17 protein-coding genes are annotated in these 21,846 nt (G+C 65.0%); 10 read left to right on the top strand and 7 right to left on the bottom strand.

The window, feature by feature from the left end:
* Positions 1-35 precede the first annotated feature (35 nt).
* From ACYJP6_RS16950 to ACYJP6_RS16915, 8 genes are all read left to right on the top strand, one after another.
* Positions 36-461 carry a DoxX family protein gene (locus ACYJP6_RS16950; protein WP_459476172.1) on the top strand — a complete coding sequence of 142 codons (426 nt, stop codon included), beginning with the start codon at positions 36-38 and terminating at the stop codon, positions 459-461.
* The gene (locus ACYJP6_RS16945) at positions 458-1,087 is read left to right on the top strand and encodes an antibiotic biosynthesis monooxygenase (protein WP_459476171.1); all 630 of its coding nucleotides are present in this window, start codon (positions 458-460) and stop codon (positions 1,085-1,087) included. Before ACYJP6_RS16950 ends, ACYJP6_RS16945 begins: the two co-directional genes overlap by 4 nt.
* Positions 1,084-1,902 (top strand): alpha/beta fold hydrolase, encoded by an 819-nt coding sequence (locus ACYJP6_RS16940; protein ID WP_459476170.1) that lies wholly within the window; start codon positions 1,084-1,086, stop codon positions 1,900-1,902. The genes ACYJP6_RS16945 and ACYJP6_RS16940 overlap by 4 nt, the downstream gene beginning before the upstream one ends.
* Positions 1,903-2,064: 162 nt before the next feature.
* A complete protein-coding gene (locus ACYJP6_RS16935; protein ID WP_459476226.1) occupies positions 2,065-3,906 on the top strand; it encodes an amidohydrolase in 1,842 nt (613 codons plus the stop codon).
* A gap of 11 nt (positions 3,907-3,917) precedes the next feature.
* Positions 3,918-5,513, top strand: a complete 1,596-nt coding sequence (locus ACYJP6_RS16930; RefSeq protein ID WP_459476169.1) for an MFS transporter — start codon at positions 3,918-3,920, stop codon at positions 5,511-5,513.
* 44 nt (positions 5,514-5,557) lie between these two features.
* Positions 5,558-6,181, top strand: a complete 624-nt coding sequence (gene ycaC / locus ACYJP6_RS16925) for an isochorismate family cysteine hydrolase YcaC (RefSeq protein ID WP_459476168.1) — start codon at positions 5,558-5,560, stop codon at positions 6,179-6,181.
* A gap of 68 nt (positions 6,182-6,249) precedes the next feature.
* Positions 6,250-7,158 (top strand): LysR substrate-binding domain-containing protein, encoded by a 909-nt coding sequence (locus ACYJP6_RS16920; RefSeq protein ID WP_459476167.1) that lies wholly within the window; start codon positions 6,250-6,252, stop codon positions 7,156-7,158.
* 104 nt (positions 7,159-7,262) lie between these two features.
* The gene (locus tag ACYJP6_RS16915; RefSeq protein ID WP_459476165.1) at positions 7,263-7,631 is read left to right on the top strand and encodes a hypothetical protein; all 369 of its coding nucleotides are present in this window, start codon (positions 7,263-7,265) and stop codon (positions 7,629-7,631) included.
* Positions 7,632-8,477: 846 nt separating this feature from the next.
* On the opposite strand, the gene ACYJP6_RS16910 is transcribed toward ACYJP6_RS16915, so the two are convergent.
* Positions 8,478-9,353 carry a LysR family transcriptional regulator gene (locus ACYJP6_RS16910; protein WP_459476163.1) on the bottom strand — a complete coding sequence of 292 codons (876 nt, stop codon included), beginning with the start codon at positions 9,351-9,353 and terminating at the stop codon, positions 8,478-8,480.
* Positions 9,354-9,456: 103 nt separating this feature from the next.
* Here ACYJP6_RS16910 and ACYJP6_RS16905 point away from each other — a divergent pair, with 103 nt between their 5' ends.
* Together ACYJP6_RS16905 and ACYJP6_RS16900 are read left to right on the top strand one after the other, a co-directional pair.
* Entirely contained in the window at positions 9,457-10,644 is a 1,188-nt protein-coding gene (locus ACYJP6_RS16905; RefSeq protein ID WP_459476162.1) for an MFS transporter, read from the top strand.
* A 110-nt stretch (positions 10,645-10,754) separates the two neighbouring features.
* Positions 10,755-11,111, top strand: coding sequence for a hypothetical protein (locus ACYJP6_RS16900; RefSeq protein WP_459476161.1), 357 nt, complete (start codon positions 10,755-10,757; stop codon positions 11,109-11,111).
* A gap of 5 nt (positions 11,112-11,116) precedes the next feature.
* On the opposite strand, the gene ACYJP6_RS16895 is transcribed toward ACYJP6_RS16900, so the two are convergent.
* The 6 genes from ACYJP6_RS16895 to ACYJP6_RS16870 form a co-directional block, all read right to left on the bottom strand.
* On the bottom strand, positions 11,117-11,995 hold the full coding sequence (locus ACYJP6_RS16895) for a LysR family transcriptional regulator (RefSeq protein WP_459476160.1): 879 nt from the start codon (positions 11,993-11,995) through the stop codon (positions 11,117-11,119).
* 105 nt (positions 11,996-12,100) lie between these two features.
* Positions 12,101-12,802 carry a M48 family metallopeptidase gene (locus ACYJP6_RS16890; RefSeq protein ID WP_459476159.1) on the bottom strand — a complete coding sequence of 234 codons (702 nt, stop codon included), beginning with the start codon at positions 12,800-12,802 and terminating at the stop codon, positions 12,101-12,103.
* Complete coding sequence (locus ACYJP6_RS16885) at positions 12,799-16,125, bottom strand: type I restriction endonuclease subunit R (RefSeq protein WP_459476158.1); 3,327 nt, start codon at positions 16,123-16,125, stop codon at positions 12,799-12,801. The genes ACYJP6_RS16890 and ACYJP6_RS16885 overlap by 4 nt, the downstream gene beginning before the upstream one ends.
* A gap of 73 nt (positions 16,126-16,198) precedes the next feature.
* On the bottom strand, positions 16,199-17,854 hold the full coding sequence (locus tag ACYJP6_RS16880) for an ATP-binding protein (RefSeq protein ID WP_459476157.1): 1,656 nt from the start codon (positions 17,852-17,854) through the stop codon (positions 16,199-16,201).
* Position 17,855: 1 nt separating this feature from the next.
* Positions 17,856-19,199, bottom strand: a complete 1,344-nt coding sequence (locus tag ACYJP6_RS16875; protein WP_459476156.1) for a restriction endonuclease subunit S — start codon at positions 19,197-19,199, stop codon at positions 17,856-17,858.
* On the bottom strand, positions 19,192-21,687 hold the full coding sequence (locus tag ACYJP6_RS16870; RefSeq protein WP_459476155.1) for a type I restriction-modification system subunit M: 2,496 nt from the start codon (positions 21,685-21,687) through the stop codon (positions 19,192-19,194). The genes ACYJP6_RS16875 and ACYJP6_RS16870 overlap by 8 nt, the downstream gene beginning before the upstream one ends.
* Positions 21,688-21,846 lie beyond the last annotated feature (159 nt).

Raw genomic sequence — 21,846 nt, 5'->3', positions numbered from 1 at the left:
TCTCGCAGCCGACTCTCTCATCAGGAGGATGGGCCATGCGCGAGACGCGGCTGGATCTGGGACTCTTGTTCCTGCGCCTGGGTGGCGCCGGGTTGCTGGTGGCGGTCCATGGCTTGCCCAAGGCGCTGAACTTCCGCCAGCAACTCGGCCTGATCGAGGACCCGCTGCACCTGGGCGCCTGGCCGACGCTGGCCTTCGCCGTATTCGCCGAGGTCTTCTGCCCGCTGCTGATCGCCCTGGGCTGGGCGACCCGCCTGGCCTGCCTGCCAATCCTGCTGCTGCTGCTCATCGCGCTGGTGGCGGTGCATCCGGAGTGGTCGCTGGAGCAGGGCCAGTTCGGTTGGCTGCTGCTGGTGCTGTTCGGCACCCTGGCGCTCACCGGACCGGGTCGCTATTCGCTGGCGGCGTGGCTGGCCAGCCGCCGCGCGCCCCAGGGCGGCTTCGCAAGGGCGCTGTCATGACCGCCGCACTCGGGAGAGACCCGCAACAGGCCCACGGCCGCATCGTCACCCTGGTGATCCGTCACCAGCCGCTGGCCGGCCAGCACCAGGCCTACCAGCGCTGGTTGCAGCGCGCGGTCACCGCCGCCCGCGCGGCCTGTGGTCATCTCGGCGTGGACGTCATCCCGCCAGCCGAGGAGGGCGCCGCCTTCACCACCTTGGTGCGCTTCGCCGACGTCGACCAACTACAGGCCTGGCTGGCTTCGCCAGAGCGCCAGGCGCTGATCGCCGAGGTGGCGCCGCTGCTGCGCGAGGCCGATGCCCCCGAGGTGCATGCCGACGCCGAATTCTGGTTCAACCCGCCACGCCCCGGCGTGCGCCAGCCACCGGCCTGGAAGCAGGCGGTGCTGACCTATCTGGTCATCGCGCCCCTGACCATGCTGATCCCGCCGCTGTGGCAGCCGCTGTTCGCGCGCTATCCGCTGCTGGCCGGGCCGGTGCCGAGCAACCTGTTGATCACCCTGTGCATCGTGCCGCTGGTGGTGTTCCTGATCATGCCCAGGGTGAGCCGCCTGTGCGCGCCCTGGCTCAACGCCCGCTCGGGCGCCTTTTTCACTCCCCCCACCCCTAGAGGCGAACAACCATGAGCACCTTCACTACCCGCGACGGCGTCGAGATCTATTTCAAGGACTGGGGCAGCGGCAAGCCCGTGCTGTTCAGCCACGGCTGGCCGCTTGATGCCGATATGTGGGACTACCAGATGTACCATCTGGCCGCCAACGGCTATCGCGCCATTGCCTTCGACCGCCGCGGTTTCGGGCGCTCCGGCCAGCCCTGGAACGGCTACGACTACGACACCTTCGCCGACGACATCAAGGAGCTGATCGAGCACCTGGATCTGCGCGACGTCACCCTGGTGGGCTTCTCCATGGGCGGTGGCGACGTCAGTCGCTACCTGGCGCGCCACGGCTCGGCGCGGGTGGCCAAGCTGGCGCTGCTGGGCGCCGTCACCCCGCTGTTCGGCCAGAAACCGGACTTCCCCCAGGGCGTCGACCAGGGCGTCTTCGACGGTATCCGCGGCGGACTGCTCAAGGACCGCGCCCAGTTCCTCGCCGACTTCGCGCCGATCTTCTATGGCACCAACCAGAGCCAGGAGGTCTCCGCGGGCGTCTTCACCCAGACCCTCAACATCGCCCTGCTGGCCTCGCTGAAAGGCACCCTGGACTGCGTCACCGCATTCTCCGAGACCGACTTCCGCCCGGACATGGCCAAGATCGACGTGCCGACCCTGGTGATCCACGGCGATGCCGACCAGGTGGTGCCTTTCGCAACCACCGGCAAGTTGGCCGCCGAGGCGATCCACGGCGCCGAACTCAAGGTGTATGCCGGCGCCCCCCACGGCTTCGCGGTGACCCATGCCGAGCAGGTGAACCAGGACCTGCTGGCCTTCGTGGCGAGCTGAGCACCGGCCCGGGCAGCAGGTGCTGTCCGGGCCGCGAGAGCCGCCATGCGCCAAGAACCCCTGGACCCCCAACGCCGCCGCGCCCTCTTGCTGGGCGCCGCCGGCGCGCTCTGGTCCGTCCTGCCCCTGGCCGGACGCGCCGACCCTGCCCCTGGAGGCACCATGCAACACGCCGATCTGATCCTGCACAACGGCAAGCTCCACACCGTCGATCCCGAGCGCCCCGAGGCCACTGCGGTCGCCATCAAGGACGGCGTCTTTATCGCCGTGGGCAGCGACAGCGCGGCCATGGCCCATCGCGGTCCGGCCACCCAGGTGGTCGACCTGCGCGGCCGCCGCGCCATTCCCGGCCTCAACGACTCCCACCTGCATCTGATCCGGGGCGGTCTCAACTACAACCTGGAGCTGCGCTGGGAGGGCGTGCCCTCGCTGGCCGATGCCCTGCGCATGCTCAAGGACCAGGCCGAGCGTACCCCGGCGCCCCAGTGGGTGCGGGTGGTGGGCGGCTGGAACGAATTCCAGTTCGCCGAGCGGCGCCTGCCGACCCTGGACGAACTCAACCAGGCGGCGCCGGACACCCCGGTGTTCATCCTGCACCTCTACGACCGGGCGCTGCTCAATCGCGCCGCCCTGCGGGTGGTCGGCTACACCAAGGACACCCCCAATCCCCCGGGCGGCGAGATCCAGCGCGACGCCCGCGGCGAGCCCACCGGCATGCTCATCGCCCGGCCCAACGCCATGATCCTCTACGCCACCCTGGCCAAGGGGCCCAAGCTGCCGCTGGAGTACCAGGTCAACTCCACCCGCCAGTTCATGCGCGAACTCAATCGCCTGGGGCTGACCAGCGCCATCGATGCCGGCGGCGGCTTCCAGAACTACCCGGACGACTACCAGGTGATCCAGGAGTTGGCCGATGCCGACCAGCTCACCGTGCGCATCGCCTACAACCTCTTCACCCAGCGACCCAAGGAAGAGCTGACCGACTTCACGAACTGGACCAGTAGCGTCACCCTGCACCAGGGCACCGACTTCCTGCGCCACAACGGCGCCGGCGAGATGCTGGCCTTCTCCGCGGCCGACTTCGAGGACTTCCTCGAACCGCGCCCGGATCTGCCAGCCACCATGGAGGCCGATCTGGAACCCGTGGTGCGCCACCTGGTGGAGCAGCGCTGGCCGTTCCGCCTGCATGCCACTTATGACGAATCCATCTCGCGGATGCTCGACGTCTTCGAGCGAGTGAATCGCGACGTGCCCTTCAATGGCCTGCCCTGGTTCTTCGACCACGCCGAGACCATCAGCCCGCGCAACATCGAGCGGGTCAAGGCGCTGGGCGGCGGCATCGCCATCCAGGACCGCATGGCCTTCCAGGGCGAATACTTCGTCGACCGCTATGGCGCCCAGGCCGCCGAGCAGACCCCGCCGATCCAGCGGATGCTCGCCGCTGGTGTACCGGTGGGGGCGGGGACCGACGCCACCCGGGTCTCCAGCTACAACCCCTGGACCTCGCTGTACTGGCTGGTGAGTGGCCGCACCGTCGGCGGTCTCGCGCTCTATCAGGAGGGCCTGCCGCGGGCCACCGCCCTGCAGCTGTTCACCCAGGGCAGTGCCTGGTTCTCCTCGGAACAGGGCAAGAAAGGCCAGCTGCGGGTGGGCCAGCTAGCCGACGTGGCGGTGCTCTCGGCGGACTTCTTCAGCGTCGAGGAAGAGGCCATCAAGCACCTGGAGTCGGTGCTCACCGTGGTCGGTGGCCGCATCGTCCATGGCGCCGAGGAATTCGATCGCTTGGGGCCGGCGCCCTTGCCGGTCACGCCGGACTGGTCGCCGGTGGTCAAGGTGCCCGGTCACTGGAAACCCGGTGCGCCCTTGCAGGCCGCCGTGCACCAGTGCGCCGGCGCCTGTTCCGTGCATGGCCACGGCCATGAGCGGGCGCGCCAGAGCCGGGTACCGGTCAGCGACTTCAGTGGCTTCTGGGGCGCCTTCGGCTGCTCCTGCTTCAGCTTCTGAGGACCGCCGCCATGACCGCCGCCGCCCTCACGCCCAACACTGCCTCGCCCTGGCAGCCGCTGCGCCAGCGCACCTTTCGCTGGCTGTGGCTGGCCAGTATCGCCTCCAACATCGGCACCTGGATGCACGAGGTGGGCGCCGGCTGGCTGATGACCTCGCTGTCCGCCAGCCCCCTGGCGGTGGCCCTGGTGCAGGTGGCGGGGGCGCTGCCGATGTTTTTGCTGGCGCTGCCGGCCGGCGCCCTGGCCGACATCGTCGACCGGCGCCGCTACCTGCTCGGCGTGCAGCTGTGGATGGCCGCGGTGGCCCTGGCCTTGGCCGGCCTGACCCTGGCCGGCTGGATGAGCGTGCCGCTGCTGCTGGGCCTGACCCTGGCCATGGGCGTGGGCACCGCGCTGATGCTGCCGGCCTGGTCGGCGCTCACCCCCGAGCTGGTGGATAAAAGCGAGCTGCCCGCGGCCATCGCCCTGTCCAGCCTGGGCATGAACGTGGCCCGCGCCCTGGGGCCGGCGCTGGCCGGGGTGCTGGTCAGCCTGGCCGGTCCCTGGCTGACCTTCGCCCTGAATGCCGTGTCCTTCTTCGCTGTCATCGTCGCGCTCCTGACCTGGCGGTGCCAACCTGCAGCCGCCGTGCTGCCCGCGGAGCGCCTCTTGGGCGCGGTCCGGGTCGGTTTCCGCTACGCCCGCAGCTCCCCCCAGCTGCAGGTGGTGCTGGCCCGGACCGCCGCGTTTTTTCTCGGCGCCAGCGCCGGCATGGCCCTGCTCCCGCTGCTGGTCCGCCAGGCCCTGCAGGGCACTGCCCTGGATTTCGGCATCCTGCTCGGTTGCGTGGGTCTGGGCGCCATCGGCGGCGCCATGCTCTTGCCGCGGCTGCGTGAAAGACTCTCCAGCGACCTGCTGGTGGCCGGCGCCAGTGCCGTCTATGCCCTCGTCCTGCTGGGGCTGGCCTGGGTCCGTGAATTCGCCTGGCTGCTGCCGGTGATGCTCGCCAGCGGCCTGGCCTGGATCGCCGTGCTCTCCAGCCTGCAGGTGGCGGCCCAGACCGCCGTCCCCGGCTGGGTGCGCGCCCGCGCCCTGGCCGTCTATATCCTGGTGTTCTTCGGCACCAGCGCCCTGGGCGGCACCCTCTGGGGCGCTGTGGCCGGCCACTTCTCCCTGAGCGTGGCCCTGAGCGCGGCGGCCGGGGTGTTGCTGGCCGGCATCGTCCTGACCTGGCGCCTGCGCCTGCCGGTCACCCCGGCGGCGGACATCGCCCCTGCGCTGCACTGGCCGACACCGCTGCTCGACGACTCCCTGGACCGCGAGCGCGGCCCGGTGCTGGTCACCCTGGAATACGACATCGCCCCCGAACACGGCCCGGCCTTCCGCCAGGCCATGCAGGCGGTCGGCGGCATGCGCCGGCGCAATGGCGCCTTCTCCTGGGCCCTGCTGCAGGACAGCGCCGAGCCGCGCCGCTGGCAGGAATTCTTCTGCGACGAATCCTGGCTGGAGCACCTGCGCCACCACCACCGCGTCACCCAGGGCGAACAGCGCCTGGAAGCGGCGGCGCGGCAATACCAGACCCCCGGCGTACCCATCGCCATCCGCCATCTCCTGGGCGGCGCCTAGCGCCGCCCGTCACCTCATCAACCACCACCCCTGAGGACTCCACCATGAGCAAGCCCTACAACCGTCTCGACAAGAACGATGCCGTCGTCCTGCTGATCGACCACCAGGCCGGTCTGATCTCCCTGGTGCAGGATTTCACTCCCAGCGACTTCAAGAACAATGTCCTGGCCTTGGCCAACAGCGCCAAGTTCTTCGGCCTGCCCACCATCCTCACCACCAGCTTCGAACAGGGCCCCAACGGCCCGCTGGTACCCGAGCTGCTCGAGCTGTTCCCCGAGGCGCCCTATATCGCCCGTCCGGGGCAAATCAACGCCTGGGACAACCAGGACTTCGTCGCCGCCATCAAGGCCACCGGCCGCAAGCAACTGATCATCGCCGGCGTGGTGACCGACGTCTGCGTGGCCTTCCCGGCCCTGGCGGCCATCGCCGAGGGCTTCGATGTCTTCGTGGTGACCGATGCCTCCGGCACCTTCGACAAGACCGTGCAGCAAGCCGCCTGGGCGCGCATGAGCGCTGCCGGCGTGCAACTGATGAACTGGTTCAGTGTGGCCTGCGAACTGCACCGCGACTGGCGCAACGACATCGAGGGTCTTGGCGCGCTGTTGTCCAACCACATCCCCAACTACCGCAACCTGATGACCAGCTACGCCAAGCTGGCTAGCAAGTAAGAGGGGCAACGGGTCGCCGCCTGCCCAGGCGTCGACCCGTCACCGCCTTACCGTCGCGGAGGGACGCCGTGAACCGCAACGACCTGCGCCGCATCGACCTGCACCTGCTGGTGGTGTTCGAAAGCCTGATGCACGAGCGCAACCTCACCCGCACCGCGGAAAAGCTCTTTCTCGGCCAGCCGGCCATCAGCGCCGCCCTGGTGCGCCTGCGGCAATTCTTCGACGATCCGCTGCTGGTGCGCAGCGGTCGCGCCATGGAGCCCACGCCACGGGCCCTGGCCATTCTCGAACGGCTACGTCCGGCGCTGGACGGCCTGTCCAACGCCCTCAGCGAGGTCGACGACTTCGATCCCGGTGCCAGCCGCGCGGTGTTTCGCATCGGCATGTCCGACGACGTCGAATGCGGCCTGCTGCCGCCGCTGCTGGCCCATCTGCGGGAGGTGGCGCCGCACTGCGTGCTGGTGGTGCGCAACGCCAACTTCCTGCTCTTGCCCGGCCTGCTCGCCAGCGGCGAGGTCTCCCTGGGCATCAGCTACACCACCCAGTTGCCGGCCAACGCCAAGAGTCGCACCCTGAGGCACATCCGCGCCCTGGTGGTGCGCGCCGACCACGATCCCGCGCCCCTGAGCCTGGACGACTACTGCGCCCGGCCCCACGTGCTGGTGTCCATGTCCGGCGATCTCTGCGGCAATATCGACGACGACCTGGCGCGTCTCGGCCGCTCGCGCAAGGTGGCCCTGGGCGTCCCGCATTTCAACGGCCTCGGCGCCCTGCTGGCCGGCAGCGACCTGCTCGCCACCGTGCCTGACTACGCTGCCCGGGCGCTGGCCGCGGGCGGCGGTCTGCGCTTCGAGGAGCCGCCCTTTCCCATCGTGCCGGCTCGGCTGTCGCTGGTCTGGCGCGCCGCCCAGGACCAGGATCCGGGCGAGCGCTGGTTGCGCGGGGAGATCCTCAGATTCATGGGCGAGCCTGGCTGAGCGACCGGGTATCAGCGCCGTCGATAAGCGCTATCCGCCGGTACGATTTATAAGGGAGGGGGTTGGCTTTCTAGGATGGCTGCATGTCTTCCGGAGCCACGCCCATGCCCCTCGCCAACCTTCGCAACGCCCTCCGCCTGCTGGCCTGCGCCGGCTTCCTCGCCGTGCTGGCCGGCTGCGCCAGTTCCCATAACGCCTACCTCAGGGACGGCAGCACGGCCTACCTGGTACAGTGCAACGGGGTCTTCGGCAGCTGGTCCGGCTGCGCGGGCGAAGCCGCGGAACGTTGCCCCACCGGCAGCTACCAGGTACTCGCCCGCAACCACCTCGACGGCGCCAGCGAAGCCCAGGCCGACGCCAGTGTCGCCGGCCAGTCCTACCCAGTACGCAACCTGCTGGTGCAGTGCCAGGGCGAACAGTTCGCCTGGCGCGTGGGCAACTTCGTGCGCCGCCTGCCGGTCAGCGAGGGTTGAGGATAGACCAGCAGGCTGCCGAGCGTTCTGCAGCGGCTGAACACCGGCTCGGTTAGCTCCCTCTCCCTTTGGGAGAGAGTTGGGGTAAGGGCACTCCCCGCACACCGACGTCACCCCTGGAAAAGGCTGCGCCGTTTTCCGGGCTACGTTTCCGATGGGGCTGCACGCCTGCTCGAATAACCCCCTCTCCCTCCGGGAGAGGGCTGGGGTGAGGGCACGCCCCGCGCAACGACGCCACCCCTGGAAAAGGCTGTAACGTTTTCCAGGCTACGCTCCGATAGAGCTGAACGCCTGCTCGAATAACCCCCCCTCCCTCTGGGAGAGGGCTGGGGTGAGGGCGCGTCCCGCACACCGACGTCACCCCTGGAAAAGGCTGTGCCGTTTTCCAGGCTACGGTTCAGATAGAGCTGAACGCCTGCACGGCTAGCCCCCTCTCCCCCTGGGAGAGGGCTGGGGTGAGGGCACGCCCCGCACACTGACGTCCCCCTGGAAAAGGCTGCGCCGTTTTCCAGGCTACGGCTCTGGCCATGGCTGCGATAGACCGTAGGTTGGGTTGAGACAGCTCCATCGTCGAAGCCCAACAGGGATGTTCAGCCTTGGACCATGTTGGGCTGCGCTGCGCTCAACCCAACCTACGCGGGCTTTCAGGCGCGGCCGCATCGGCGGACCATCAGGCGAGCGCATGGCGGCAAGTCCTCAAATAGGCTCCAAGAAATTCAATCGCCTCCCACCAGGATCGCGGACCAAGAAGCGCCTCACGCCCAGGGCTCCGTCACCGGACCGTACTCCGGCAGGCAGCCCGCGCGTATCGCCTCAGCGGCTACGCGGCCTGCCGCTGAGCGACAGCTAATCCGCCAGCGCCTCTTCCAGCACTCGCAGGAACTCCCGCGCCGCCGGCGTCGGCAGGGGCGACCAGATGGCATAGACGTCCCGCTGCGGCGCATCGCTGACCGGCACGCTGGTCAGCCCGGCGAAGGTGGCCGCGAGGCTGCGCGGCACCAGTCCGACCGCCAGGCCGCGGCGCACGAAGCGCTCCAGCAGCTGCATGTGGCTGGTCTCGAAGCGTACGCGATGGGGCAGGCCCAGGGCGGCGAAGGCCTCGTCGGTCTGCCGTCGCGCCCCGCTGCCGGCGGGCAGGTCCACCAGTGGCAGGTCCACCAGCTCATGCAGCGACAGCCGGTCCCGTCCGGCCAGGGCGTGGTCCGCCGGCAGCACCGCCACCAAGTCCTCGCTGAGCAGCAACCGGCGCTCCACGGCCTCCAGCGCCAACTGGCGGGAGACGCCGATCAGGGCGAAGTCCAGCTGCCGCTCACGCACCGCCGCCAGCAGCGTCTCGCTCTTGTCCTGGCGCAGCTGGATGTCCACCTGCGGATGACGGACGTGGAAGGCAGCCAGCACATCGACGATGTCCAGCCGCGGTACCGAGGAAATCAGGCCCACCGTCAGGGTGCCACGAATGGCGCCGACGGCGGCCGCCACGTCCTGCCGCAGCCGCGCCACCGTCGCCAGCGCCTGGTGCGCATGCACCAGCAGGGCTTCGCCGGCAGGCGTGATGCGCACCTGGCGCGGCAGCCGCTCGAACAGGGTGGCGCCCAGCTCGGCTTCCAGCCGGGCGATCTGGTGGCTGAGCGCGGACTGCACCACGTGGCAGCGCTCGGCGGCGCGGGTGAAATGGCGCTCTTCGGCCAGGGCGACGGCGAATTCCAGCTGCTTGAGATTCATGACGTCATCGTGAAAGGAGATTGAGGCCATCTTAACGATTCATTTAACCGATAGCTGCCGGTGGCCAATACTGAGGGGCCTTTCATCGTCCTGGACCGCACGGATGTCGACCCCTACGCCACCCCTCAGCCGTTGGCTGACCCTGCTCATGGCCGTCGCTACCGGCATCGCCGTGGCCAGCAACTACTACAACCAGCCGCTGCTGCACACCATCGCCCAGCGCTTCGAGCTGAGCTACACCCAGGCCGGCAGCATCGTCACCACCGCCCAGCTCAGCTACGCCGCCGGGCTGCTGCTGTTGGTCCCGCTGGGCGATCTGTTCGAACGACGGCGGCTGATCGTCAGCATGAGCGTGATCGCCGCGGCCGGCCTCGCCCTCAGCGCCAGCGCCACCAGCCTGCCCTGGCTGCTGCTGGGCACCGCCCTGACCGGGCTCTTCTCGGTGGTGGCCCAGGTGCTGGTGCCCTTCGCCGCCACCCTGGCCGCGCCGGAGCAACGGGGCAGGGCGGTGGGCACCGTCATGAGCGGCCTCATCCTCGGCATCCTGCTGGCCCGTACCGTGGCGGGAGCGCTCTCGTCCCTGGGCGACTGGCGTACCGTCTACGCCGTCGCCGCCGGCCTGATGCTGGCGACCGCCCTGGCCCTGTATCTGGCGCTGCCGCGCTACCAGCAGTCGGCGGGTTTGAGCTATCCGCGGCTGCTGGGCTCGGTGTTCGTGCTCTTGCGCGACGAACCCCTGCACCGCCTGCGCACCCTGCTGGGCTGCCTGGGCTTCGCCGTCTTCGCGCTGTTCTGGACGCCCCTGGCCTTCCTGCTCGCCGCCGAACCCTATGGCTTCAGCGACGGCACCATCGGCCTGTTCGGCCTCGCCGGCGCGGTGGGCGCCCTGGCCGCCAACCTGGCTGGACGCATGGCCGACCAGGGCAAGGGCGGTCTCGCCACCAGCATCGGCCTGGTGGCCCTGACCCTCGCCTGGTTGCCCCTGGCCTTCGCCCAGACGTCCCTGGCGGCGCTACTGCTCGGCATCCTGGTGCTGGATCTGGCCGTGCAACTCACCCATGTCAGCAACCAGAACGTGGTCTATCGCCTGCGCCCGGAAGCCCGCAGCCGCCTCAACGCCGGCTACATGACCGGCTACTTCCTCGGCGGCTCCCTGGGCTCGCTGCTGTCGGCGCGGCTGTACGAGCACTTCGGCTGGACCGGCGTGAGCCTCGCCGGTTGCCTGCTGGCGGCCGCGGCGCTGGTCGTCTGGTGCCTGTTCCTCTGGCGCCAGCGCCAGGCCAAAGGCTAGTCCGCAGCGATCATCAGTGCGGTCGATGATCGCTATCCCGCAGGACGATTTCTAGGCGAGCACCCGGGTGGCGACAATGGATCCACACCCACCCGACACAGGTACTCGCCATGAAAGCTCTCACCGCCCTCTTCGCCGCCACCTTGTTCACCGCCGCCATCGCCCAATCGGCCCAGGCCGAGGAAAGCGCCCTGCGCCCGCTGGGCTCGCTGATCGAGAAGCACCAGCAGAGCGATCGCACCCTGGCCGAGAACGGTGCCGACCGCAGCCTGCAACCCTCGATCCAGCGTCAGCAGGATCGCCTGGACCGCCGCGCCCTGGCCGAGAACGGTGCCGACCGCAGCCTGCAACCCTCGATCCAGCGTCAACAGGATCGCCTGAATGGCCAGCGCCTGGCCGCTGACGGTGCCGAGCGTACCCTGCAGCAATGGCCCCAGCGCCAGCCGACCCGCGGCGCCGTGGCTTGAGCTGGCTAGACCGTCAGCCGGTCGCGCAGATAGTCCGAGAACAGCTGGACGATGCGCGCCGACTGGCGATGCTGGGGATAGACCGCATAGACCGCCGCGCTGGGCAGGGCGAAGTCTTCCAGCACCTGCACCAGCGCCCCTGACGCCAGCGCTGCGCCGATGATGAAGGTCGGCAGCACCGCGATCCCCTGGCCAGCGATGGCCGCGTCCCGCACCACCTCGCCGTTGTTGGCCCTGAGCTGACCCTGCATGGGCAGCACCAGTGGCTTACCCCCACGCTGGAAACGCCATTCCACCTGGCGGCCATGGCCATAGAGCAGACAGCTGTGCTCGGCCAGGTCCTCCGGTTGCACCAAGGGCGGCGCCTGGCGCAGATAGTCCGGGCTGGCGCAGGTCACCGTCTGCATCTCGGTCAGGCGCTTGGCGATCAGGCTGGAATCGGCCAGGTTGCCGATACGGATCGACATGTCGTAGCCCTCCGCCAGGAGATCCACCGCCCGGTCGTTGAGATCCAGTTCCAGGCGGATCTGCGGATAGGCCGAGAGGAAATCCGGCAGCAGCGGGCTCAGGTGCAGGGTGCCAAAGGTCATGGGCGCACTGACCCGCAGCACCCCCTGGGGCACCGTCCGCCGGCTGGAAAGCAGTTCCTCGGTATCGTTGACGTCCTCGAGGATCTTCACCGCCCGCTCATAGAGCAGCACCCCCAGCTCGGTCGCCTGCAGGCGCCGGGTGGTGCGATTGATCAACCGCACCCCCAGACTCTCCTCCAGCAACAGGGTCCGCCGGCTGACGAACTGCTTGGACAGCCCCAGCTTGTCAGCGGCGGCGGTGAAGCTGCCCTCGTTCAGGGTGGTGACGAACAGGCGCAGGTCTTCGAAATTCATGGCGGCATCCAGGCAGCGGGAAGGTTGACTAAGGATTGATATCCTGGAGTAGGAAATACTCGGGGCACGATCGCTTAACTAGAATGGCGGCTTGGCCATCAAAGGCTAGATCCCCTCAACCTCAATGCCGTGTTCTGCCAGCCAGACCTTGCGTTGCGCGTAGTCCGGCATGGCGCGTTCCAGACGCAGCCAAAACTCCGGGGTGTGGTGCGGCTCGTGCAGGTGCACCATCTCATGCACCACCACGTACTCGGCAATGTGTTTGGGCAGCAAGATGGTCTTCCAGTGAAAATACAACTGCGCGCCCTTACCGCAGGATCCCCACCGATAGCCCAGGTCCTGCACCCGCACTCCTCCCAGGGCTAGTTCCATGCGGGGTTGGTAACGCTTCACGCGCGAGGCCAGCCAATTGCGCGCATGGTCGCTGTACCAGCGGACAAAATGCTCCCGAGCGTTTGGCAGCTCGCTACGCAACAAGCAGAAGCGGCCGGCTGAGAGTTTGAGCGCTACCTCTTGCTCCTCTACCAGTTTGAGACGATAACTTCGCCCCAGATACAAAAATCCCTCACCATTCACATAGTCCTTGGTAGGGATAGCTCGCTGCAGGCGATCCTTTTCGGCTAGCCGCGAGTAAATCCAGAAGCTTTTTTCCGCTACGAATTGGCGCAGCCTTTGTTCCTCCACCTCGGGTGGCGCGGAAAGAGTTAGGGTGCCATCTCGCTCGACGGTGATCTGCATCGTCTTGCGGCGTGCACTACGATGCAGCCTCAAGTGCAGGTCGTTAACGGTGAGGGATTGATGGCTCATAACTGCACCAGCCGCTCATGGCTGGCCCTGGCCTGATCCAGCAGGCGGTCAGCTAATACCCCCGCCGTATCAGTGTTCACCAAGGGCGGACGCAGGCGCATCAGGTGGTCGAATAATTGCCCGGCCAGCTCCTCCTGTGCCGCTCGCTTGCGCGGGCTCCAGATGTCACGGTGACTTTGCAGTTCGTCCACCAATAGATCGACCAGATCTACCGTGACATCCTTCAGTCGGAGCAGTGCTGCAGGCTCCGGAGTGGCGTCGGCGCACACCACATCCAGCAGCGTGCGCAGGAAGGGCGCATAGTGCTCGGGCACATCCAGGGAGCTGTTGTCATCGCTCATTTGGCCGCTACGCAACTCGTCGATGAGCTTCTGCAGTTGCGCAACAAGTTGATCCCACTGTTCACCAAACGCCTTGAGCAGTTCGTTCAGGCGCTCGGATAGCTTGCGATACCGCACCGGATCCTCATCCACATGCTTGCGCACATGCGAGCGGATGGCGTGCTCCATCTCCGAGGCCTTGGCGCGGTTGTTGACACTACGTGATAGCTGCTTTTCGAAGTCCGCGTCGGTGAGCTGGATCGGCGGAATCCTCGGGTCGATGCCCAGCGAGATCACGTGATCGTCGATCAGCTTGCGCACCTTGGCGCCAACATCCTTGCCCAGTTGCGGCAGGTCTTTGTAGCGCCCGCGCGCCCGGGCATGGATATAGGCCAGGCGCTTGGCATCCTTGATGAAGGGCAGGCCCTCGGGGCGCGGCAAGACGGTATCCAGTGTATCGAGAAAGGCTTTGAGCTTGACCGCGAACTCAGCGCGCACCTTTTCCGATTCGAGTGCCGTAAGACAGGCTTCCACGTCGTCCAGCGACTCGATCCCCTGACGGCGCAACACATCCACCACCCGCAGGTGTCGGTCACGGAGCACCGGCACCTCGTCCTTGATGCTGCTCAGCGCACCCTCTATATCCTCGTCGGCATAGGCAGCCAGGGCTTCGCGTAGATGGTTGGCGACTCCGTAGTAGTCGACCACGATGCCACAACGCTTGCCGAAGCCGGTGCGGTTGACCCGCGCGATGGCCTGCAGCAGTTCGGCTTCCCTGATCGGCCGGTCGAGGTACATCACCCCCTCGATGGGGGCATCAAAGCCGGTCAATAGCATCGACTTGACGATCAAGAAGGCTAGCGGATCGGCCTTGCCCGCCTGCTCATGCTTCAAGGGTTTCTTGAATCTTTGGATCAGGTGTTCGTGCTTACTGCCATCCGTCCAGCTTTTCCACTCGGCTGGGTCGTTATTGGATCCGGAAATAATGGCCGCGAACTCCAGACCGCGTAGCGTGTCGCGATAACGCCACGCCTGTATTTGCGCCTGCAGCTTGGGCGGGCGCTGGCACAGGGCTTCATCGTCCAGAGCCTTCTCATCAGCAGGCAAGGCGTCGGCCTCGGCGAGCAGTTCATCGCGGGCGGCCTGTAGCGCTTGGAAATAGCGGACGGCTGCAAGTCGGCTGTAGGCCACCACCTGCGCCTTGTAGCCATTGGGCAGGATATGGGTGACATAGTGGCAGAGGATATCGCGGGCCTTGTCCGCGATCAGCGCTGGGGCATCGAGGATATGGCCCTTGGTGGCGTACTTCCGCTTGATCAGTTCCAGCTCGTTCTGGCTGTGATCACGGAACAAGTCTTCGAATAGCCCGTCCAGGCTAGCCCCGTCTTTCACGGCGCCCCGTGCGGTGCGTCCTTCATAAAGCACCGGCACGGTCGCGCCATCTGCCTCGGCTTCCTTGATGGTGTACTTGTCGATAAAGGCGCCGAAAATCTCATGGGTACGCTTCTTGTCACCCATGATGATCGGCGTACCGGTAAAGCCGATACGCACACAATTGGGCAGACCCGCCAGTAGGTTGGCGTGCAGGTCGCCGGCCTGGGTGCGGTGCGCCTCATCGATCAGCACGAGAATGCTCTCGTCGGGATTGAGCACCTCGAACGGTTTACCTACCTGGTAGGGCGCACGTTTTTCCGCGGCTTTGGCGAGGGCAGAGGGTTCTGAAGCGCTGGCAGTCGAGCCATCCTCGTCCTGCTCGGGGTTACGGTATTTCTGGATAGTAGCGAAAACCAGGCCGGGCCCCCGGCGGCGTGCCAAGGCTTTAACGCCCTCGATAGTGGAGGCCACCTCGGGCAGCTCGCCACTCAAGGTAGCGGTGGCGGCGAGTTGGTTCTGCAGGTCCTTGCGGTCGGTGACCACGATGATCTTGAAGCGGCGCAACTGCGTATCTGTGCGCATCTTGCGCACCAGGAACACCATGGTCAGGCTTTTGCCGGAACCCTGGGTATGCCAGACGATGCCGCCGCGCTGGTCGCTCTCGCCATGCTCCAAGCGCGTCTGTCCGCGTTTCATACGGGGCACCGTGCGGTTCACGGCGCGATACTGCTGGTAGCGGCAGACCGTCTTGATGGTCTGCCCGCCCACTGGCATGAACAGCATGAAATGCCGAACCAGGTCGAGGAGATGGTCAGGCGTCAGCATGCCCGCCACCAAGCGCTCCTGCTCGGATAGTTTGGCTTTGCCCAACTGCTCGGACACCACCTGTTCACTGCCGTTGGCGTCGGGACCAACCACTGTTTTCCACTGGAAAAAATGCGCGAAGCCGGCGCCAATGCAGCCTACCCGTGCTTCGTCGTAGCTGCTGGCGATCAATAGTTGCACGCTGGCGAACAACGCCTCGTTGCCCTCGTTCTCCTCGACCTCGAAGGCTGCCTTGCGTTGATTGCTGTAGCGGCGCAGTTGATCGACAGCCTCGGCCAGCGGTTCGTGAGTGGATGGGCTCTTGCATTCCACCACCACCAAGGGGATGCCGTTCACCAACAGCACCAGATCCGGGACGATGAATTGCTTGCCGCTGTTGTAGCCTGGCGGGCAATCAACCCGGTATTGGTTGATCACGCTGAAGTGATTGTTGGCCGGAGTGTCCCAGTCGATGTACTGGATGGTTTGGCCGCGCCCACCCTCCCAGCCAGGAAGCCCGTCAACGGTAATGCCCTTGAGCAGCAACTCGGTGACCTTCTGGTTGGCTTCCATCAGCTTGCCGCTGCCCACGCGGGTAATGGCCGCGACTGCCTCGGCAATGCGCTGATCGTCCAGCCAGGGCTGGCCGTCGCGCAGGTTGATGGCGCGCAGGCGTTCGACCAGTGCGTCACGCTGGATGACTTCACTGAAACTGCTGCGGCCGGTCGTGGCCGGGTTGTCGAGGCTGCCCTCGGTGTGCTGCCAGTTCAGCCCCTGCAACTGCGCCACAAAGGGTTTTTCGACGTCTTCCAGTTCCCAGCCCACAGGGTTACTCCTTTAATCCAGTTCAGGCGTGTATGGGCTCATACAGGCTCATTCCGGCTCATTCCAGCTCAATTCAGGGGGCGATGGTGTAAGACGCCCCTCGATTCTTGCCGCTCTGCACAATGGCGCCTTTATCTTTCAGTTTTTTCAGGAGCTTGGCCGCCTGGTCTGTCGATATCCGACATAACTCCATGACCTCGGCACGTTTGATTTGCCCATGCTGCTGCACATAGTTGAGCACCATCTGCTCATGCTGAATCGGTGCGAAGCCTGCCTGGCGGGTATAGGCGGCTTTGTCCCCTGCGGCCTGGTACAGGCTGGCCGACAGGGTGTAGCTGCGCCCGCGGGTGGCGCCGTGGGCTTCCACCAGGCCGGCTTCGGTCAGAGCTTCCAGGGTGCGTTTGGCACTGGCGGTGTCGCGCTGAATCTGCACAGCCAGTTCATCGGCAGTGACGCGTTTGCTCGCGCGCAAAGCGGCCAGGGCGATCAGGCTGTCGATGGGCAGCTCAGCATTGGTGGCGCGCTCGTGCTCCACCACCAGGCGGCGGAAATCCAGGTCAGCCTCGGCGGTGGGCAGGCGCAGCACCACGCTCTGGGCGGTGGTATAGCTGTAGTCCGGGGCCGGGCGACCGAACTTGAGCATGCCGCGAAAGATCTTGTCCACGCCACGACCGGAGCGTTCGACCACGCCGATGCGCTTCATGGCGTCGGCCAGTGCTGGGTTGCGTGGGCGGGGTTCGGTTACTAGAAGATTGGCCAGAGTCACACCATCGACTAGGCCTCCGGGATTGCTGACCACCAGAGCCTCGTCTTCGAGGCGTACATGTACCGCCCCCCGGCCATGGTAATCCCGGTGTACCAGGGCATTGGCCACCGCTTCGCGAAAGGCGCCGAGGTCCACCTTGGGCACCGGAACGCGGAACAGGCCGACCTGCAGCTCTTCTTCGGGGTTATAGGGGCGAAAGTTGGTTTCCAGCCAGTCCAGCGCCTTGAGCAGCGGGAAGCGGCGGAACTCGTTGAAGCGCACCGCCTGCTGGGCCAGCACCTGGAAGGCGAATTCGTGGGTGGGTACCAGTTGTCGCAGCGAGGTTTCCCGGCCAATCAGCAGCAGGCCGGTGAGGGTGGGCACGCGGCTGCCGTCCGCCTGGCGCACGGTCAGTAGCAACGCGCCGTCGAGGGCTTCGTCGTCCAACTCCAGCAGCACACGGTCGCCACCATACTGCTGCACGGCCTGGCGCAGGCGCTCGCGTTCCAGCGGGTCGAGGTCGGCTAGGCTGGCGCCCGCCACCGGCTGGGCGGATACATCGAGCAGGCCAAAGCTGCTTGCGCGGCTGCTGCGCTCATGGGGCAGCATGGCCACGCATTCGGGGGTACCGTCGTGTTTCAAACGGCGGCGCAGGTACACGCCGCTGGTGGTGGCCACTTCGCCTTGGGCCTTGGGCACCTGGATGCGCGCCACGGTCACGCCGTCCAGCTCGACTGTCTCGGCCTGTACATTCAACGATGGCGAAGTGCGTGCCGCCACCATGCCGACCAAACCTTCCAGCAGGCGATGATCGGCATGCAGACCGCTGGGCATGCCGTTATCCTCGACGCCCAGCCATAGCTCGCCGCCTTCCGCATTGGCCAGGCACACCAGCGCCTCGATCAGCTCGCGGTCAGGCAATCTGCTGCGGTCGCTCTTGAACTCGACTGTAAGGGATTCGCGGGAAGGCAGGCGCTGGGGCATATCAGGCTCCCGTTGGTGCAGCAGCTTGTTGCGTGGATTCCAGCAGCGGGGTGACGCGGACTCGGCCGGTTAGTAGATCATCCATAAGGCCATTTTTCTGTTCCCGCAATTTAGAAAGGCTAAGTGCTTCGGCTCTTAACCTCTCGTCAAAAGCTCTGGTATGTTCGACGATTGCGTGTTGCTCTTCTCGCATAGGGCGCAGGATTGCAAGCCCTCTAATGACACTTTGAGATATGTTCGTCTGTGACTCAGCCATACCGGTGACTGTTCGAGAGATCGCACTTTGCATGTACTCTGCTGATAGCGCCAAGGCAAAGTAAGCTGGCACCTCAGAACCCAACAGCCGCAAGCGATAGATCTTGTCTGAGATCATCAGTTGAGAACGTGTGGACGGCACATGAACCACAACTCCAACACGACTTTTGGGCCCTGCACGGGTGATCAGAATGTCATTACTTTTAACCTCAAGATCAGGCCGCGGCTTAAATGGGGCGGGTAGCTGCTTATTTTCGTCTTCGTTGTATCCCCCCCACACGACTGAGGTCGTCTTAAGAACGCCCCATTCACCGACCCCAGCCGGCTCGGATGGGCAATCAGGGCTCCATCCCTGACCTAGCTCGCTAAGTACCTCACCCAACGTTACGACATTCCACTCCTTCGGAATCCAGCCCAACGGCGACTCCTTGTAGAGCTGCGGCGCTTCGCTCTGTGGCGAGCGTAGTTGGCCGTTGGTGTCGATGCCACGGGTCAGCAGGTCGTGCAGCAGGCCCTGCTTGACGGCCTTGAGCTTGTCAATCAGCGCCTCGGTTTCACGGATGGCGGTGTCGAGGGTGTTGAGGATTTGGGCGATGACTGTCTGCTCTGCTGTCGCCGGATATTGAACAGGAAGAGCCAGCAGCTTTGACTTGGGCAGATTTTTCATGCTGCCACTGGTGCCGGTCGCATGTACTTCGACGTAGCGGCGATAGTCAGCAGACTGCAGCACGAACGAAAGCCAGCGCATGTTTAACTGCGCCCGATCCTTTGGCTTTAGCTGCCAGAGTCTGTCCGGCAGGAAGAGTGAGGGGTGCGCCTCGCGCACGTAACAGGATTCACCAACCAGAGCAGGTGTATTCATTCGGCTGACCAGAATGGAATCAGCCTCTACGGGCTCAGCTACTAGCCTGCGTTCATGCTGGAGAACGGTCTTGTTCTGTTCGGCACGAAACGCTCCACCGCTGATAGCGCTGGTCTTCAGCACGCCGATATCGCCCGCGCCATGGGGACGATCCTCCGCGTTCACGCTGACACCGGCATCGAGTGACGCTATGGCGTCTGCCAGTGTTCCGTTGACCCACTCAGACATACCCCAAGCCCTTCAGAAATCCCTGCAGCGCCACTGCTGCCGCGTCACGCCTCTGTTCGATCTCATTCAGCGTCACCCGATACTTGTCCCACCAGTTCTCGAAGGCAGCAACGATCTGCTTGCGCTGGGCGGCGATATAGCGCTCGACGATGGCCTGCATATCGTCATGCAGAATGGTTAGCAACAGCTCGGCGGCCTGCGCCTCGTCCAGTCCGTCGACGGCCTGGTTCAGATGGCTGGCGAAGTTTTCCTGCTGGGTCTTGAGCTGCTTCTTCACCTTGGCCAGCTCGGCCTTCCAGGCCTTGAGCTGGGCTTCGTCGATGGGATTTTCCTCGTCATCGGCGTCCGCTTGGCCGTCTGCCTCGTCGGCATCTTCCCCCTTGCTGGGGGCGGCGGTCTTGAGCTGGCTGTCCAGCTCGGCCTTTTTCGCTTCCAGCTCGGCCAGCCCGGCGACGAAATCGCCGAGCAGGAATTTCACCAGCTTGTGTTCCAGCGGGCTTTGTTTGCTGGTCTTGTCTTCCAGAGCCGTGATGATGCTGGTACGCCAGGCATCCACCACGCCCCGACTGCCGCGGGCCATCAGGCCAAGAAAGTCGTATTTGCTCTGGTACCAGAAGCCGGCCACGATGCCGCGGACCTGGAAGGGATCGAGCAGGCCGATGCCTTCCAGGGTCTGGCTAAAACTGTTCAGTAGCTCGCCGCGCAGCTCGACCAGGGCGGCGCTGTTATCCAACTTGCCCGCCAGGGCAGTGATACGCGGGCTATGCAGGTGCCACCAGGTCTCGAAGGTATCGCGCAGGGTAGCTTCCTTTGCCAACAGGCCGGCATTGCCTTCGATGGCCGGCTTGAGGTCGGCGCGGCGGCTCTGCTCATGGCGAAAGTCGAAATACTGGGCATCGCGCTCGACAAAGAGGTCGTTTGGATCAAGGCCATGGGCGGCGAACAGGGATGCTTTCGCCTCGACTTCGGCCTTGGGCACACCGCCCAGTAAGTGGGCCCTTACATCATGGGGCTCCGGTGGCGGTGCGTTATCCACATAGCGGCGGATATTCAGGTTGTAGTCGTTGGCGCGCAAGGTGGCAATATCCACCACATCGCTGAGTCCATCGATCCGGCGAAATTCATCGTAGGCAGTGGTGACCTTCTCGATGTGCTCTGGCAGTAAGTAATTCTGCGCCCGGCCCTCGAAGTATTCGCGGTCGGCATTGATGAACAGCACCTTACCCTGGCGAGCGGCCGGCTTGCTGCTGATGCGGTTGGCGCCCTCCTGCTTTTGCTGACGTAGGATCAGAATACAGGCCGGGATGCCGGTGCCATAAAACAGATTGGCCGGCAGGCCGATCACCGCTTCGAGCAGATCGTTCTCGATGATGCCGGCGCGAATGCCGCGCTCCTCACCACCCCGGAACAGCACACCGTGGGGCAGTACGGTGGCGATCATGCCTTCGTCGCGAGTGACGGCAAGCATGTGCTGGAGAAACATCAGGTCGGCCTTTTTCGAGCCCAGCGGCACCTCGCCAAAGGGAAAACGTATCTCGCGGAAGGTTGGGTTCCAGGCCAGGCTGCCATCCGGATTCTTTTCGGTGTGACCCCAGTTGATAGAGAACGGCGGGTTAGTGAGGATGCGGTCGAAGCGGCGCAGTTCGCCACCTTCGATATGCCTTGGATCGGCCAGAGTGTCTTCGTTCTCCAGCCAAGCGTTGCTGATGCCGTGCAGCAACATATTCATCTGCGCGATGGACCAGACGGTGCCGTTGAATTCCTGGCCGAACAGGTTGGCCTTACGACCATCCTCGCCGTGTTCTTCGATATATTCCTTGGCGGCAATCAACATACCGCCCGAGCCGCAGCAGGGGTCGTAGATGTCGTGCTCGAGGGTTGGCTTGAGCAGATTCACCATCAACCGTACCACCGAACGCGGCGTATAAAACTCGCCGCCTTTTTTGCCAGCCGAATCGGCGAATTCCGCAATCAGGTACTCGTAAGCGGCCCCCAAGAGGTCAGGAAATTCGAAGTCGCTATTACGCAGTCGTACTTCACTGAAGTGGGTAATGAGTTGGCGCAGCTTCTGATCGGGAATCTTGCTCTGACCGACCTTGCGAGTGAAGTCGATATGATCGAGCACTCCGTTCAAGGAGGTGTTGTTGTCTTCGATACCACCTAACGCCTTGTTCAGCAGGCTGCCAACATTGATGTGCGCTTCGTTGCGCAGATACCAGAACCGCGAATGCGTGGGCACCCAGAAATTGCCGTGGAGCTTATACCAGCGTGGGTTTTCCGCTGTAGCACAGGCCTCGGACTTGCTCTTGCCGGCACTTATCTCAGCGGCAACAACCTGCTCGTAGCGTTCCTCGAATAGATCGGAGCAACGCTTAAGGAACAGCATGCCGAAGATGTATTCCTTGAACTCCGAGGCGTCCATCTTGCCGCGCAGAATATCGGCGGCCTTGAACAGGTGACGTTCCAATTGTTGCAGCGTAAGGGGCATTGCTGAATCTCTTGTGGGCACCCTTGGGCAGGCGCCAGTCGTGATGACACAAAGGTCAGTGATTGTATCCCAAGCAGAGGGCTTGACTGCCTCCAGGCTCCCGTTAGGTCACTGCAAAGGGCGGCGCTAGCGACAGTCGGGAGCTGGTTCGTCGAGCGA

It is taken from the genome of Pseudomonas sp. No.117 (genome assembly GCF_054558395.1).
Note: the sequence above shows the minus strand (reverse complement) of the source record. Positions and strands in the feature narration are given on the sequence as shown.